Source organism: Pseudomonas citronellolis (assembly GCF_001586155.1).
GTDB lineage: Bacteria > Pseudomonadota > Gammaproteobacteria > Pseudomonadales > Pseudomonadaceae > Pseudomonas > Pseudomonas citronellolis.
Window position 1 is genome coordinate 730,752 of the sequence record NZ_CP014158.1, and the last position, 13,827, is coordinate 744,578.

Annotated in this window: 11 protein-coding genes; all 11 read right to left on the reverse strand. The window is 65.8% G+C overall.

The window, feature by feature from the left end; all coding sequences use genetic code 11:
• Nucleotides 1-316: 316 nt before the first annotated feature.
• Entirely contained in the window at nucleotides 317-826 is a 510-nt protein-coding gene (locus PcP3B5_RS03270) for a DUF4136 domain-containing protein (protein ID WP_061560567.1), read from the reverse strand.
• A 58-nt stretch (nucleotides 827-884) separates the two neighbouring features.
• A complete protein-coding gene (locus tag PcP3B5_RS03275) occupies nucleotides 885-2,438 on the reverse strand; it encodes a SpoVR family protein (RefSeq protein WP_009615572.1) in 1,554 nt (517 codons plus the stop codon).
• Entirely contained in the window at nucleotides 2,435-3,706 is a 1,272-nt protein-coding gene (locus tag PcP3B5_RS03280; RefSeq protein ID WP_043269296.1) for a YeaH/YhbH family protein, read from the reverse strand. Before PcP3B5_RS03280 ends, PcP3B5_RS03275 begins: the two co-directional genes overlap by 4 nt.
• Before the next feature lie 116 nt (nucleotides 3,707-3,822).
• Nucleotides 3,823-5,745, reverse strand: coding sequence for a PrkA family serine protein kinase (locus tag PcP3B5_RS03285; protein WP_009615576.1), 1,923 nt, complete (start codon nucleotides 5,743-5,745; stop codon nucleotides 3,823-3,825).
• Between the two features lie 275 nt (nucleotides 5,746-6,020).
• Complete coding sequence (gene glpE, locus PcP3B5_RS03290; RefSeq protein ID WP_043269294.1) at nucleotides 6,021-6,350, reverse strand: thiosulfate sulfurtransferase GlpE; 330 nt, start codon at nucleotides 6,348-6,350, stop codon at nucleotides 6,021-6,023.
• Between the two features lie 22 nt (nucleotides 6,351-6,372).
• Nucleotides 6,373-7,197: a symmetrical bis(5'-nucleosyl)-tetraphosphatase gene (locus PcP3B5_RS03295; RefSeq protein WP_043269293.1), complete on the reverse strand. Its 825-nt coding sequence runs from the start codon at nucleotides 7,195-7,197 to the stop codon at nucleotides 6,373-6,375.
• Entirely contained in the window at nucleotides 7,197-7,577 is a 381-nt protein-coding gene (gene apaG / locus PcP3B5_RS03300; RefSeq protein ID WP_009615581.1) for a Co2+/Mg2+ efflux protein ApaG, read from the reverse strand. The genes PcP3B5_RS03295 and apaG overlap by 1 nt, the downstream gene beginning before the upstream one ends.
• A gap of 28 nt (nucleotides 7,578-7,605) precedes the next feature.
• Nucleotides 7,606-8,415: a 16S rRNA (adenine(1518)-N(6)/adenine(1519)-N(6))-dimethyltransferase RsmA gene (gene rsmA, locus PcP3B5_RS03305; protein WP_058073272.1), complete on the reverse strand. Its 810-nt coding sequence runs from the start codon at nucleotides 8,413-8,415 to the stop codon at nucleotides 7,606-7,608.
• 170 nt (nucleotides 8,416-8,585) lie between these two features.
• On the reverse strand, nucleotides 8,586-9,584 hold the full coding sequence (gene pdxA, locus PcP3B5_RS03310; protein WP_061560568.1) for a 4-hydroxythreonine-4-phosphate dehydrogenase PdxA: 999 nt from the start codon (nucleotides 9,582-9,584) through the stop codon (nucleotides 8,586-8,588).
• A 132-nt stretch (nucleotides 9,585-9,716) separates the two neighbouring features.
• On the reverse strand, nucleotides 9,717-11,009 hold the full coding sequence (gene surA / locus PcP3B5_RS03315; RefSeq protein ID WP_145923845.1) for a peptidylprolyl isomerase SurA: 1,293 nt from the start codon (nucleotides 11,007-11,009) through the stop codon (nucleotides 9,717-9,719).
• On the reverse strand, nucleotides 10,990-13,794 hold the full coding sequence (locus tag PcP3B5_RS03320) for an LPS-assembly protein LptD (protein ID WP_061560570.1): 2,805 nt from the start codon (nucleotides 13,792-13,794) through the stop codon (nucleotides 10,990-10,992). The genes surA and PcP3B5_RS03320 overlap by 20 nt, the downstream gene beginning before the upstream one ends.
• Nucleotides 13,795-13,827: the final 33 nt, after the last annotated feature.

Consider the following 13,827-nt stretch of genomic DNA (forward strand, 5'->3'; position numbering starts at 1 on the left):
CTTCGGGCTTCGGAGAGCGGGGGGCAAGCCTGTAGGCGCGCGCCCTGCGCGCGAATCGCGGGCAGGGCCCGCTCCTACAGGGGAATGGCGTGGAGCGGATCTCGTCCGCGAATCGCGCCGGAACCTCCGGCTATCGCGGACAAGGTCCGCTCCTACGAGGAAACTCCATACCTCACAGCAAATTGTAGGAGCGGGCCCTGCCCGCGAAATCGCGCGCAGGGCGCGCTCCTACAGGGGAATGGTACGGGTGGGGCAGTGTAGGATCTCATCCGCGAATCGCGCCGGAACCTCCGGCTATCGCGGGCAAGGTCCGCTCCTACGGGGTGGCCTGGGGAATCTGGCTTACCAGTGCTTCGACTGCGTGCTGCAGCAGTTCGCTGCTGGCGTGGGCCGGGCTCAAGCCGGTGCTGACGGTGCCTTCCCAGAGCACCCGGTCCTGCAGGTCGGTCAGGCGTACGCGCAGGGTGCCGGTTTCGTCGCGCAGGCGGTGGATGGCCAGGTAGGGGCCGAGGGATTGCGGCGGCGGCACGTCGACCTTGAATTCCAGCGGCGCGTCGCGCAGGGCCAGCCAGTAGTAGACGCGCAGTTGCGCGGCGCCGGCTTCGCGGTAGCCGCGCCTTTCCAGGCCCTGGCGCAGCCAGGCGTTGATCAGCGGGTAGCGGCTGGCGTAGGGCAGGGCGTCGACGGCGTTTTCCGGGGGCATCAGCTGGAAGGCCTGCAGGCCGGCCAGGCGGCTGTCCGCCGCCTGGGTCACGCGGGCCTGGGGGACCTGCGTGGTGCAGGTCGCGAGAGCGAGGCAGAGCAGGAGGATGGCGAAAAGACGCATGGCGACCTCGGCTGGGCTTGGCGTCATGCTCGATCCTGCCCCGGGTAGGGTCAACCGATCAAATGGGCGGGATGATCAGGTCCAGCCGCGGGTAGCCGTCCTCGTTCTCGCGTTCACCCTTTGGGGGCATGTGGTGGGTCTGCACGACCTGCTCGCCGTTGAGGGTTTCCAGGTGGATGTCGAAGCCCCACAGGCGGTGCAGGTGCTTCATCACGTCTTCGGTGGATTCGCCCAGCGGCTGGCGGTCGTGCTGCTGGTGGCGCAGGGTCAGGGAGCGGTCGCCGCGGCGGTCGACGTTCCAGATCTGCACGTTGGGCTCGCGGTTGCCCAGGTTGTACTGCGCGGCGAGGGTCTCGCGGATCTTGCGGTAGCCGTCGTCGTCGTGGATGGCGTCGACCAGCAGGTCGTCCTTCTGGTCGTCGTCGAGGATGCTGAACAGCTTGAACTCGCGGATCACCTTGGGCGAGAGGAACTGCAGCACGAAGCTCTCGTCCTTGAAGCTCTTCATGGCGAACTTGAGGGTGGCCAGCCAGTCGCTGCCGGCGATGTCCGGGAACCAGCGGCGGTCTTCCTCGGTGGGCTCCTCGCAGATGCGGCGGATGTCGCGGTACATGGCGAAGCCCAGGGCGTAGGGGTTGATGCCGCTGTAGTAGGGGCTGTCGAAGCCGGGCTGGTAGACCACGCTGGTGTGGTACTGGAGGAACTCCATCATGAAGCCGTCGGTGACCAGGCCCTCGTCGTAGAGGTCGTTGATCAGGGTGTAGTGCCAGAAGGTCGCCCAGCCTTCGTTCATCACCTGGGTCTGGCGCTGCGGGTAGAAGTACTGCGCCACCTTGCGCACGATGCGCACCACCTCGCGCTGCCAGGGTTCCAGCAGCGGGGCGTTCTTCTCGATGAAGTAGAGGATGTTCTCCTGCGGCTCGCTGGGGTAGCGCGCCAGTTCCTGTTCCTTGTCCTTGCCGGCGGCGCGCGGAATGGTCCGCCACAGGTCGTTGACCTGGCGCTGGATGAGTTCCTCGCGTTCCTTCTGGCGCTGCCGTTCTTCCTCGGCGGAGATGGGGTAGGGCCGCTTGTAGCGGTCGACGCCGTAGTTCATCAGGGCGTGGCAGGAGTCCAGCAGGTCTTCCACCGCGTCGATGCCGTAGCGCTCCTCGCACTGCATGATGTACTGCTTGGCGAACACCAGGTAGTCGATGATCGAGCTGGCGTCGGTCCAGGTGCGGAACAGGTAGTTGCCCTTGAAGAAGCTGTTGTGCCCGTAGCAGGCGTGGGCGATCACCAGCGCCTGCATGCACTGGGTGTTTTCCTCCATCAGGTAGGCGATGCAGGGATCGGAGTTGATGACGATCTCGTACGCCAGGCCCATCTGCCCGCGCTTGTAGTTCTTTTCCGTGCTGAGGAAATGCTTGCCGTAGGACCAGTGGTTATAACCGATGGGCATGCCGACCGAGGCGTAGGCGTCCATCATCTGCTCGGCGGTGATGACCTCGATCTGGTTCGGGTAGGTGTCCAGCGCGTAGCGCTCGGCGATACGGCTGATCTCCCGGTCGTACTGGCGGATCAGGTCGAAGGTCCATTCCGAGCCGGTGGCGATGGGCTGGCGCTTGCTCATGCGACTAGCCTCCTCTGGAACAGTTCGCGGAACACCGGGTAGATGTCCGCGGCGGAGACGATCTGCTGCTGGGCGAAGCTGTCTTCGAAGGCTTCGCGCACCCGTTCGTACTCGAACCACAGCGCCTGGTGCTCGCGCGGGGTGATCTCGACGTAGGTGTAGTACTGCACGAACGGCATGATCTGTTTCATCAGGATATCGCGGCAGACGGGCGAATCGTCATTCCAGTTGTCGCCGTCGGAGGCCTGGGCCGCGTAGATGTTCCACTCGTGGGTGGGATAACGCTCGGCCATGATCTCCTGCATCATCTTCAGCGCGCTGGAGACGATGGTGCCGCCGGTCTCCCGGGAATAGAAGAATTCTTCCTCGTCCACCTCGCGGGCGCTGGTGTGGTGGCGGATGAACACCACTTCGATCTTCTCGTAGTTCCGCTTGAGGAACAGGTACAGGAGGATGAAGAAGCGCTTGGCGATGTCCTTGGTCGCCTGGGTCATGGAGCCGGAGACGTCCATCAGGCAGAACATCACCGCCTGGGAGGTGGGGTTGGGCTGCTTGATCAGCAGGTTGTACTTGAGGTCGAAGGTATCCAGGAAGGGCACGCGGTCGATGCGCGCGCGCATGCGGTCGATTTCCTGTTCCAGCGCCTGGATGTCGCCGAGGTTGTCCGGCTCCTCGCGCTTGAGCCGTTCCAGTTCGGCCACGGCGGCGCGCAGCTTGCCGCGGGTGGAACCGGTCAGGGCGATGCGCCGGGCGTGGGCCGAGCGCAGGGTGCGGACGATGTTGATGCGCGAGGGGTTGCCGTCGTTGCTGATGCCGGCGCGCACGGTCTTGAAGGTGTCGCTGCCGGTGATGTGGCGCTTGACCAGGTTGGGCAGCTCCAGGTCCTCGAACATGAAGTCGAGGAATTCCTCCTGGGTGATCTGGAAGACGAAGTCGTCCATCCCCTCGCCCTGGTTGCTGGCCTTGCCGGCGCCACGGCCACCGCCGCCGCCCTGGGGCCGGGCGATGTGCTCGCCGGTGGTGAATTCCTTGTTGCCCGGGTGGACGATGGTCTGCCGCCCGCCACGGCCGTGGTGGAGGATGGGTTCGTCGATGTCGCGGCCGGGGATGCTGATCTGCTCGCCGTGCTCCATGTCGGTGATCGAGCGCCGGCTGACGGCCTCCTCGACCGCCTTCTTGATGTGCTCACGGTAACGCCGCAGGAAGCGCTGACGGTTCACCGTGCTTTTGTTCTTGCCGTTCAGACGCCGGTCGATGACGTAGCTCATACAGGCCCTCCGGGCTGAGCTGGAAGCTGGAAGCGGTAAGCTGGAAGCAGGCCGCAACCGGGGGTTACGGTATGCCTCTGGCTTCCGGCTTCCAGCATCCGGCTTTCAACTGCTTTTTACTGCGACTTACGTACGCGCAGATACCATTCCGACAGCAGGCGCACCTGCTTCTCGGTGTAGCCGCGCTCGACCATGCGCCGGACGAAGTCGTTGTGTTTCTGCTGGTCCTCCTTGCTGGCCTTGGCGTTGAAGCTGATGACCGGCAGCAGGTCCTCGGTGTTGGAGAACATTTTCTTCTCGATCACCACGCGCAGCTTCTCGTAGGACAGCCAGCTGGGGTTCTTGCCGTTGTTGCCGGCGCGGGCGCGCAGCACGAAGTTGACGATTTCGTTGCGGAAATCCTTCGGGTTGCTGATGCCGGCCGGTTTCTCGATCTTCTCCAGCTCCTCGTTGAGGGCGGCGCGGTTGAGGATTTCGCCGGTTTCCGGGTCGCGGTATTCCTGGTCCTGGATCCAGAAGTCGGCGTAGAGCACGTAGCGGTCGAAGATGTTCTGGCCGTATTCGCTGTAGGACTCAAGGTACGCGGTCTGGATTTCCTTGCCGATGAATTCCACGTAGCGCGGCGCCAGGTATTCCTTGATGAAGCGCAGGTAGCGCTCGCGGGTTTCCGGCGGGAACTGTTCCTGCTCGATCTGCTGCTCCAGCACGTAGAGCAGGTGCACCGGGTTGGCCGCCACTTCGTGCGGGTCGAAGTTGAACACCTTGGAGAGGATCTTGAAGGCGAAGCGGGTGGAAAGCCCGGCCATACCCTCGTCGACCCCGGCGGCATCGCGGTATTCCTGGATCGACTTGGCCTTGGGATCGGTGTCCTTGAGGTTCTCGCCGTCGTAGACGCGCATCTTCGAGTAGATGTTGGAGTTGTCCGGCTCCTTCAGGCGCGACAGCACGGAGAACTGCGAGAGCATCTTCAGGGTGTCCGGGGCGCAGTGCGCGTGGGCCAGCGAGCTGTTGATCAAAAGCTTGTCGTAGATCTTGATCTCGTCGGTGACGCGCAGGCAGTACGGGACCTTGACGATGTAGATACGGTCGATGAAGGCCTCGTTGTTCTTGTTGTTGCGGAAGCTGTGCCACTCCGATTCGTTGGAGTGGGCGAGGATGATGCCGCTGTAGGGCAGCCCGCCCAGGCCCTCGGTGCTGTTGTAGTTGCCCTCCTGGGTGGCGGTCAGCAGCGGGTGCAGGACCTTGATCGGCGCCTTGAACATCTCGACGAATTCCATCAGGCCCTGGTTGGCCCGGCACAGCGCGCCCGAGTAGCTGTAGGCGTCGGCGTCGTTCTGCGGGTACTCCTCGAGCTTGCGGATGTCCACCTTGCCCACCAGGGCGGAGATGTCCTGGTTGTTCTCGTCCCCCGGCTCGGTCTTGGCGATGGCGATCTGGTTGAGGATCGAGGGGTGCAGCTTGACCACGCGGAACTGGCTGATGTCGCCGCCGAACTCGTTGAGCCGCTTGGTCGCCCACGGCGACATGATCGAGCGCAGGTAGCGCCGCGGGATGCCGTAGTCTTCCTCGAGGATGGCGCCGTCCTCATCGGGGTTGAACAGCCCCAGGGGCGATTCGAACACCGGCGAGCCCTTGATGGCGTAGAAGGGCACCTTCTCCATCAGCTGCTTGAGCTTTTCCGCCAGGGACGACTTGCCGCCGCCCACCGGGCCGAGCAGGTAGATGATCTGTTTCTTTTCTTCCAGGCCCTGGGCCGCGTGGCGGAAGAAGGCGACGATCTGGTCGATGCATTCTTCCATGCCGTGGAAGTCGGCGAACGCCGGGTAGCGGCGGATCACCTTGTTGGAAAAGATTCGCGACAGCCGTGGGTCGGTGGAGGTATCCAGCAGTTCCGGCTCGCCGATGGCCATCAGCATGCGCTCGGCCGCGGTGGCATAGGCGGTCTTGTCCTGCTTGCAGATATCCAGGTACTCCTGCAGGGAGTATTCCTCCTGGCGGGTCGCTTCGAAGCGTTCCTGGAAGTGACTGAAAATACTCATGACGTCTCCTCGCTCGATGCATGGAGCCGGCACGGGATCGGTGTGAGTGGGTGCGGGCGGGCTGCCAGCGTGGCCGGCGAATTTCCCCCAGAACTCCAACGGTACCTGGCTTGCGCCCTGAACCGCCCCAAATGGTCACTGCCGATTCCCGGAAGCCGGTGGGCCGGCTCTCCCCTTTTGGATGGCCTGAGGAAAAGGATAGTTCGTTATCCGGCCTGTAAAGGGGAATCGGGTGAGAAGTTACAGATTTATTTGTGGAACCTCGGCCGGGCCCCTCAGTCCGCCTGGCCGCTGCTGGTATCCGCGGGATAGACGCTGCGCCACAGTTCGAAGCCGCCGTCGACGCTGTACACGTCGGTGAAGCCCTGCTGGACGAAGTAGGCGGCCGCGCTCTGGCTGGAGTTGCCGTGGTAGCAGAACACCAGCAGCGGGGCGTCGAGGTCGGCCTGGCGGATGAAATCGGCCACCGAGTAGTTGTCGATGTGGCGGGAACCGGTGACGTGGCCCATCGCGTAGCTCTGCGGGTCGCGGATGTCCACCACCTGGGCGCCGGCCTGGCGCAGCTGGTGGGCCTGTTCGGGGGCGATGCGCTTGAATTCGCTCATGTTCTCTGCTCTGTGGGTGGGCTCAGCCGGCGTTGCCGGCGCAGCTGCAGGCGATGCGTTCGCCGCTGTCGACGTTCAGCAGGGTCATGCTACCGCCCCATACGCAGCCGGTGTCCAGTGCGTAGAGGCCGGGCACGTCGCACTGGCCTTCCAGCGCCGCCCAGTGGCCGAAGATGATCTTGCGCCCGGCGGCCTTGCGCTCGGGGTAGCTGAACCAGGGGGCGTAGCCGGCCGGCGCGGTATCCAGGCCTTCCTTGCTCTTGAGGTCGAGCTTGCCGTCGGGGGTGCAGAAGCGCATGCGGGTGAAGTAGTTGGTGATCACCCGCAGGCGGTCGATGCCGTGCAGCTTCTTGTCCCACTTGGCCGGCTCGTTGCCGTACATGCCTTCGAGGAACAGCGGCAGGCGCTGGTCGTCGCGCAGGGCTTCCTCCACTTCGGCGGCGCGCTGCAGGGATTTCTCGATGCTCCACTGCGGCGGGATGCCAGCGTGCACCAGGGTGACGTCGCGCTGGGCGTCGTGGTGCACCAGGGGCATGTTGCGCAGCCAGTCGAGCAGGTCGTCGCGCTCCGGCGCCTCGAGGATCTCGCGCAGGGTGTCGGCCTTCTTCAGGCGTTCGGCGTTGTAGGCCACGGCCAGCAGGTGCAGGTCGTGGTTGCCCAGCACGCAGACCACCGAATCGCGCATGGCGTAGAGGAAGCGCAGGGTTTCCAGCGACTGCGGGCCGCGGTTGACCAGGTCGCCCACCAGCCACAGCTTGTCGCGGGCGGGGTCGAAGGCAACCCGCTGCAGCAGTTGTTTCAGTGGCTCCAGGCAACCCTGCAGGTCGCCCACGGCGTAGGTGGCCATCAGTGCAGCGCCCCAGGCACGGCGAGGCGGAACACCGGGATCTCGGCGTCGAAATGGTGGCCATCGGCGGCGACCATCTGGTAACTGCCGGACATGCTGCCGACCTTGGTAGCCAGCACGGTGCCGCTGGTGTAGGTATGGCTGGTGCCCGGCTCGATCAGCGGCTTCTCGCCCACCACGCCGGCGCCGCGCACTTCCTGCACGTGGCCGTCGCCGTCGGTGATGATCCAGTGGCGGCTGAGCAGCTTGGCCGCCTGCTCGCCCTGGTTGTGGATGGTCACCGTATAGGCGAAGACGTAGCGCTGCTGCTCCGGCTGCGATTGCTCGGGCAGGTGGCGGGTGGTGACGCTGACGGAAATCTGGTATCGGGGATCGCTCATGCTCGGCTCGGGCGTCTCGTCGAGGGTTTCACTGCTCGGGGGCCAGTTCCGCCAGGCGGTTGGCCAGGCGCACGAAGTCGGCCACGTCCAGCTGTTCCGGGCGCAGGCTGGGGTCGACGCCGGCGGCCTCGATGTCTTCGATGGACATCAGGCTGCGCAGGGTGTTGCGCAGGGTCTTGCGGCGCTGGTTGAAGGCTTCGCGGACGATGCGTTCGAGCAGGCGGTGGTCCTTGGCCGGGTGCGGCGGCTCGGCGTAGGGCGCCAGGCGGACGATGGCCGACTCCACTTTGGGCGGCGGGTTGAAGGCGCCGGGGCCGACGGTGAACAGGTAGTCCACCTTGCAGAAGTACTGGACCATGATCGACAGCCGGCCCCAGTCGCCGCCGCCGGGCTCGGCGGCCAGGCGCTCGACCACTTCCTTCTGCAGCATGAAGTGCATGTCCTGGATGATCCCGGCGTGCTCCAGCAGGTGGAAGATCAGCGGCGTGGAGATGTTGTAGGGCAGGTTGCCGACCACCCGCAGCTTCTCGCCGGCCTGGGGCAGGGTGGCGAAGTCGAACTTCAGGGCGTCGCCCTGGTGCAGGCGGAAGTTCGGCTTGAGGCCGAAGCGCCACTTCAGCTGCGGGATCAGGTCGAGGTCGAGCTCGATCACGTCCAGCTGCGCGCCGCTGTCCACCAGGCCTTCGGTCAGGGCGCCCTGGCCCGGGCCGATCTCCAGCAGGTGCTGGCCTTCCTTGGGCGCGATGGCGCGCAGGATGCGGTGGATCACCCCGGCGTCGTGCAGGAAGTTCTGGCCGAAGCGCTTGCGCGCGCGATGTTGGAAAAGCTCGGAAGACATAGGGAGTTCCAGGGAGCAGCTAGAAGCCTGAAGCTAGAAGCTGGAAGAGAAAGACGCGTACGCCGATGTTACCAGCCTGGCGCTGGTACGAAAAATGCGCTTTCGTCCTGGCTTCCAGCTTCCAGCTTCCAGCTTCCAGCTTCCAGCTTCCAGCTTCCAGCTTCCAGCCTTCAACTATCAATCCGACTAGCCGCCATCTGGTAAGCCGTCTCCAGCGCCACCTGCAGGCTGCCGCCGTCGATGCGGCCGGTGCCGGCCAGGTCCAGGGCGGTGCCGTGGTCCACCGAGGTGCGGATGATCGGCAGGCCCAGGGTGACGTTCACCGCCGCGCCGAAGCCCTTGTACTTGAGCACCGGCAGGCCCTGGTCGTGGTACATGGCCAGCACCGCGTCGCAGTGCTCCAGGTGCTTGGGGGTGAACAGGGTGTCGGCCGGCAGCGGGCCGATCAGCTGCATGCCTTCGCCGCGAAGGCGCTCCAGGGTGGGCTCGATGACGTCGATTTCCTCGTGGCCCAGGTGGCCGCCCTCGCCGGCGTGGGGGTTGAGGCCGCAGACCAGGATGCGCGGCTCGACCAGGCCGAACTTGTCGCGCAGGTCGGCATGCAGGATGCGGGTGACGCGCGCCAGGCGCTCGGGCGTGATGGCGTCGGCCACCTCGCGCAGCGGCAGGTGGGTGGTCACCAGCGCCACGCGCAGGCCGCGGGTGGCGAGCATCATCACCACCTGCGGGGTGTGGGTCAGCTCGGCGAGGAACTCGGTGTGCCCGGAGAAGGCCACGCCGCCTTCGTTGATCACGCCCTTGTGCACCGGCGCGGTGATCATCCCGGCGAAGCTGCCGTCCAGGCAGCCCTGGCCGGCGCGGGTCAGTGTCTGCAGCACGTAGCCGGCATTGGCCGGGTCGAGCTGGCCGGCTTCTACCGGCGCGCCCAGCGGGGTGTCCCAGACATAGAGCGAGCCTGCCGGGGCGGGCGCCTGCGGCCACTGGCCTGGGCCGGTTTCCAGCAACTGGATGTCCAGGCCCAGCAGGGCGGCGCGCTCGGCCAGCATCTGCCGGCTGGCGATGGCCACCAGCGGCTGGGGCTGGGCCTGGCGGGACAGCAGCAGGCACAGGTCCGGGCCGATGCCGGCCGGCTCTCCGGGGGTGAGGGCGAATGGCTTGGAGGCTTGCATGGCGGGTGTCTCTGAGGCATCGGCCGCTCCGGCGGCCGGGGTTGTTCGGGATGGGCCCACTCTACGCCCAAGTGGGGCGCGGATAAAAAGAAACCCGGCCTTGGGGCCGGGTTCCTGTGTTGCGCGGGGCGCTTACAGCTTGATCTCGACGTAGGCTTCGTCGCGGATCTGCCGCAGCCAGGCCTGCAGTTCCTCGTCGTACTTGCGGTTGCGCAGAACCTGGGCGGCCTGCTGCTCGCGGAACTTGTCGCTGCTGTCGGTGGCGCGGCGGCCGAGGACTTCCAGGATGTGCCAGCCGAACGGCGAGCGGAACGGCTTGGACAGCTGGTTCTGCGGGATGCTGTTCATCACGTCGCGGAATTCCGGCACCAGGGATTCCGGATCGACCCAGTTGAGGTCGCCGCCGTGCAGCGCCGAGCCCGGGTCTTCGGAGAACTGCTTGGCCAGCTTGCCGAAGTCTTCGCCGCTCTGGATGCGCTCGTAGAGCTTCTGCGCCAGCTTCTGGGTTTCCTCGTCGCTGCGGATTTCGCTGGGCTTGAGCAGGATGTGGCGGACATGCACCTCGTCACGCACCATCTTGCTGCCGCCGCGCTTCTCTTCCAGCTTGAGGATGATGAAGCCGCCGGGGGTGCGCACCGGCTCGGTGACGTCGCCCACGGCCAGGCTGCCGATCATGCCGTCGAACGGCGAGGGCAGCTGGGCGGCCTTGCGCCAGCCGATCTCGCCGCCTTCCAGGGCGTTGTCGCCGGCCGAGCGGGAAATCGCCAACTGGTTGAAGTCGGCGCCCCGCTTGAGCTGCTGGTAGATCTCCTGGGCCTGCCTGCCGGCGGCCTGGAGGGTTTCCGGCGAAGCGCCGTCCGGCACCGGGATGAGGATGTTGGCCAGGCGGTACTCTTCGGAGAGCTGGATCTTGCCCAGGTCGGAGGCCAGGAAGTTCTGCACTTCCTGGTCGCTGACCTGGATGCGCTCGGCCACGCGGCGCTGGCGCACGCGGCTGATGATCATCTCGCGGCGTACCTGCTCGCGGGCGTCGTCGTAGGACAGGCCGTCGCGGGCGAGGGCGGCGCGGAACTGGTCCAGGCTCAGGTTGTTGCGCTGGGCGATGGTGCCCATGGCCTGGTTCAGCTCTTCGTCGGTGATGCGGATGCCGGAGCGCTCGCCGATCTGCAGCTGGATGTCCTCGATGATCAGGCGCTCGAGCACCTGCTGCGTCAGCACGTGCTCGGGCGGCAGCGGCGCACCGCGCTTCTCGATGGTCTGGCGGACTTCGCGCAGGCGTTGGTCGAGCTGGCTCTGCATGACCACGTCGTTGTCGACGATGGCCACGACACGGTCCAGCGGGGTGACTTCGGCGTGGGCTGCGGAACAGACCAGCAGGGCGCCCAGCATCAGCGGGCGCAGGGCATTACATAGAGCTGTCTTCACGTTGACGATAACCTTGGATGCCTTGGTCGAGGAAGCCTTCGACTTGGTTGCCTACAACGCCGCCAAGGCCCTTGAGGATGATTTGCAGGAAGATGCCGCGGTCGGCCTTGGAGTCGGACGTGTAGAAGTTGTCGTCGTCGTACTTCAGCCAGTAGCGGTTGACCAGTCGCAGTTTCCAGCAGCAGCTGTCGTATTCGAAGCCGCCGAGGGCCTCGAGGGTGCGGTTCTGGTTGTAGTCGTACTGCCAGCGGGCGATCGCGCTCCACTGCGGGACGATCGGCCAGATGACCGAGAAGTCGTGCTGCTCGATCTTGTACTCGTCGCTGTTGTAGCTGAAGCGGCCGAGGTTCGGGTCGAACGACTTGCTGTCCGCGCGGTAGCGGTAGCCGGCGTTGAACACCTTCTGCGGCTCGGCTTCGGGCTGGTAGTGGAACATCACGCTGCCGCTGTCGGTGTGGTGCGTGTTGGGGTTCCAGTTGTAGTCCGAGCTCAGGCGCCAGTCGTGGTTGAAGCGATAGACGCCCTGCAGGGCGTAGGGCGAGCGCCAGGTGTCCGCGTCGGGGTTGTCGATCGGGTTGTTCGGGTTCGCCAGGTTGTAGTTGCGGATGTACTTCTCGGTCAGGCCCGGCAGTTGCACGCGGCGGTCGGAGAAGTAGTAGATCTGGCCGGCGCTGACCGAGGCGCGCTCGAAGCCGTTGTCCTCGATGAAGCGCGAGGTGGCGCCCAGGGACAGCTGGTTGGCGTCGCCGATGCGGTCCTTGCCGGTGAAGCGGTTCTCGCGCCACAGCGAGTCGTAGCTGAAGTTGAACTCGCCGGTGTCGAAGCTCGGCAGGTTGTCCTGGTTGCGGTACGGCACGTACAGGTACATGGCGCGCGGCTCCAGGGTCTGGCGGAACTTGGTGCCGCCGAACGTGGTGTCGCGGTCGAAGTACAGGCCGCCGTCGAGCTTGGCCAGCGGCAGCGAGCGGTCGGGGCTGCTGTCGTAGCTGACTTCGCCGTAGTTGGTCGAGCTGTTCAGCTGCGCCTTGCCGGTGCCGTCCAGGTCCAGGTCGTACTTGGTGTACATCGCCTTCAGCGTCGGCGTCAGGAAGCCCCAGCTGCTGGCCAGCGGCAGGCTGACGCCCGGCTCGAAGTGCGCACGGTCGCCGGTGGCGCGGGCCAGGCCGGAGATGTTCACGTCCGGGCGCTGACCGAGCACGTTGCCGTCGGTATCGAAGTAGACGTCCTCGTCCAGGTCGCGGTCGAAGCGCACCAGTTCGCTGCCGTAGGTGAACTCCAGGCCGCCCGGGTGGTAGGGCAGGCGACCGTCGAGGGTCAGCTGCGGCAGGCGGTCATATGGCGTCACGTCGGTCACGGTGGCCAACTGGTAGGCCTGGGCGTTGAGGCGCGCGGTGAAGTCGTCGCCGCGGTAGGTCAGGGCGCCCTGCTGGTTCACGTAGGTCGGCGAGCCCAGGCCCAGGGAGGTGTCCAGGTCCTGGAAGTAGTACGGGTCGCTGATCTTGGTGTAGTCCACCTGCGCCAGCCAGCGCGAATCCAGGCCGCTGGTGTTCTTCCAGCCGTACATCCAGCGCTGGTCGGTGAAGTGCGGCTGGCCTTCGCGGTCGTCGTCCTTGTCGTTCAGGTAGGCGGCGGTGACCTGGCCCTCGCTGCTGTGGGTCAGGTAGCGGAACTCGCCTTCCATCATCAGGCCGCGCTTGGCCATGTAGCGCGGGAACAGCGTGGCGTCGTAGTTCGGCGCCAGGTTGAAGTAGTACGGGGTGACCACGAACATGCCGGTGTCGCTGGTGCTGCCCAGGGTGGGCGGCAGGAAGCCGGACTGGCGGCGATCGTCGATCGGGAAATAGATGTAGGGGGTATAGAACACCGGAATGTCCTTCACCCGCAGGGTCGCGTTGGTCGCGGTGCCGAAGCCGGTGGCCGGGTTCAGCTTGATGTTGTTGCCCTTGACGTACCAGGAGTTGCTGCCCGGCTCGCAACGGGTATAGGTGCCGTCCTTGAGCTGGATGATCGCATCTTCCTGGCGCTTGGCGTAGAGCGCGCTGCCGCGGACCTGGGCCTGGTGCATGACGTACTCGGCGTTGTCGATCTTCGCCTCGCCGTTGTCCAGCTGCAGGTCGGCGTGGTCGCCGACGATCAGCGCGCCGTTGTCGCGCAGGCGCACGTTGCCGGCCAGCTCGCCGCGGTTCTCCGCCTGGTGCAGGTTGGCCTCGTCGGCCTCCACCTGCATGCTGCCCTGGCGCAGGACCACGTTGCCGGCCAGGGTCGCGACCTGCGACTCCTGCTCGTAGCGCGAGACCTTCGCCGAGACGTAGGTCGGGGCCTCGTCGCGCGGGGTCTTGTCGTTCATGCCCGGGCGGGTCGGCTCGATGTAGGCGCCGCTGCAGTACGGGCCGACTTCCGCCAGCTGGGCGGCGGTGAGCTTCTCCCGCGGGACCCAGTCGAGGTGGCTGTAGTCGGCGCTGCGCGACTTGAGGCCCTTGCCGCCGCTCTCGGTGACCAGCTTCTGCCTGGGCTCTTCGGCACCGCCAGCCGCACCGGCGGCGACGGCCGCGCCTTCAGCGCCACCGCCTGCGGGGGTGCTGACCGAGCTTTCGGTATGCTCCGGACGCGGCGGCAGGGCGCTGGCCGGCTGCTGCGCGGAGCAGTCCCAGCTGCCGCCGGAGGGGGTGCAGTTGAACTGTTCGGCCGCCGTGGCGGTCGAGGAAGCGAGCGGCTGCATAGCCAGCAGGCCACCGGTCACCAGTAAGGGGAACTTTCTACGGAACACGGGGAGAATCACTGCCATCTTGTTAATCCGGGCTTCCTGCGAGCCATCGGC

Excerpts from the sequence above, each read along its gene's own strand:
- PcP3B5_RS03270 (WP_061560567.1), bottom strand. The coding sequence starts at position 826 with ATGCGTCTTTTCGCCATCCTCCTGCTCTGCCTCGCTCTCGCGACCTGC.
- rsmA (WP_058073272.1), bottom strand. The coding sequence starts at position 8,415 with ATGTCTTCCGAGCTTTTCCAACATCGCGCGCGCAAGCGCTTCGGCCAG.
- PcP3B5_RS03275 (WP_009615572.1), bottom strand. The coding sequence starts at position 2,438 with ATGAGCAAGCGCCAGCCCATCGCCACCGGCTCGGAATGGACCTTCGAC.
- PcP3B5_RS03295 (WP_043269293.1), bottom strand. The coding sequence starts at position 7,197 with ATGGCCACCTACGCCGTGGGCGACCTGCAGGGTTGCCTGGAGCCACTG.
- glpE (WP_043269294.1), bottom strand. The coding sequence starts at position 6,350 with ATGAGCGAATTCAAGCGCATCGCCCCCGAACAGGCCCACCAGCTGCGC.
- PcP3B5_RS03280 (WP_043269296.1), bottom strand. The coding sequence starts at position 3,706 with ATGAGCTACGTCATCGACCGGCGTCTGAACGGCAAGAACAAAAGCACG.
- PcP3B5_RS03320 (WP_061560570.1), bottom strand. The coding sequence starts at position 13,794 with ATGGCAGTGATTCTCCCCGTGTTCCGTAGAAAGTTCCCCTTACTGGTG.
- PcP3B5_RS03285 (WP_009615576.1), bottom strand. The coding sequence starts at position 5,745 with ATGAGTATTTTCAGTCACTTCCAGGAACGCTTCGAAGCGACCCGCCAG.
- apaG (WP_009615581.1), bottom strand. The coding sequence starts at position 7,577 with ATGAGCGATCCCCGATACCAGATTTCCGTCAGCGTCACCACCCGCCAC.
- pdxA (WP_061560568.1), bottom strand. The coding sequence starts at position 9,584 with ATGCAAGCCTCCAAGCCATTCGCCCTCACCCCCGGAGAGCCGGCCGGC.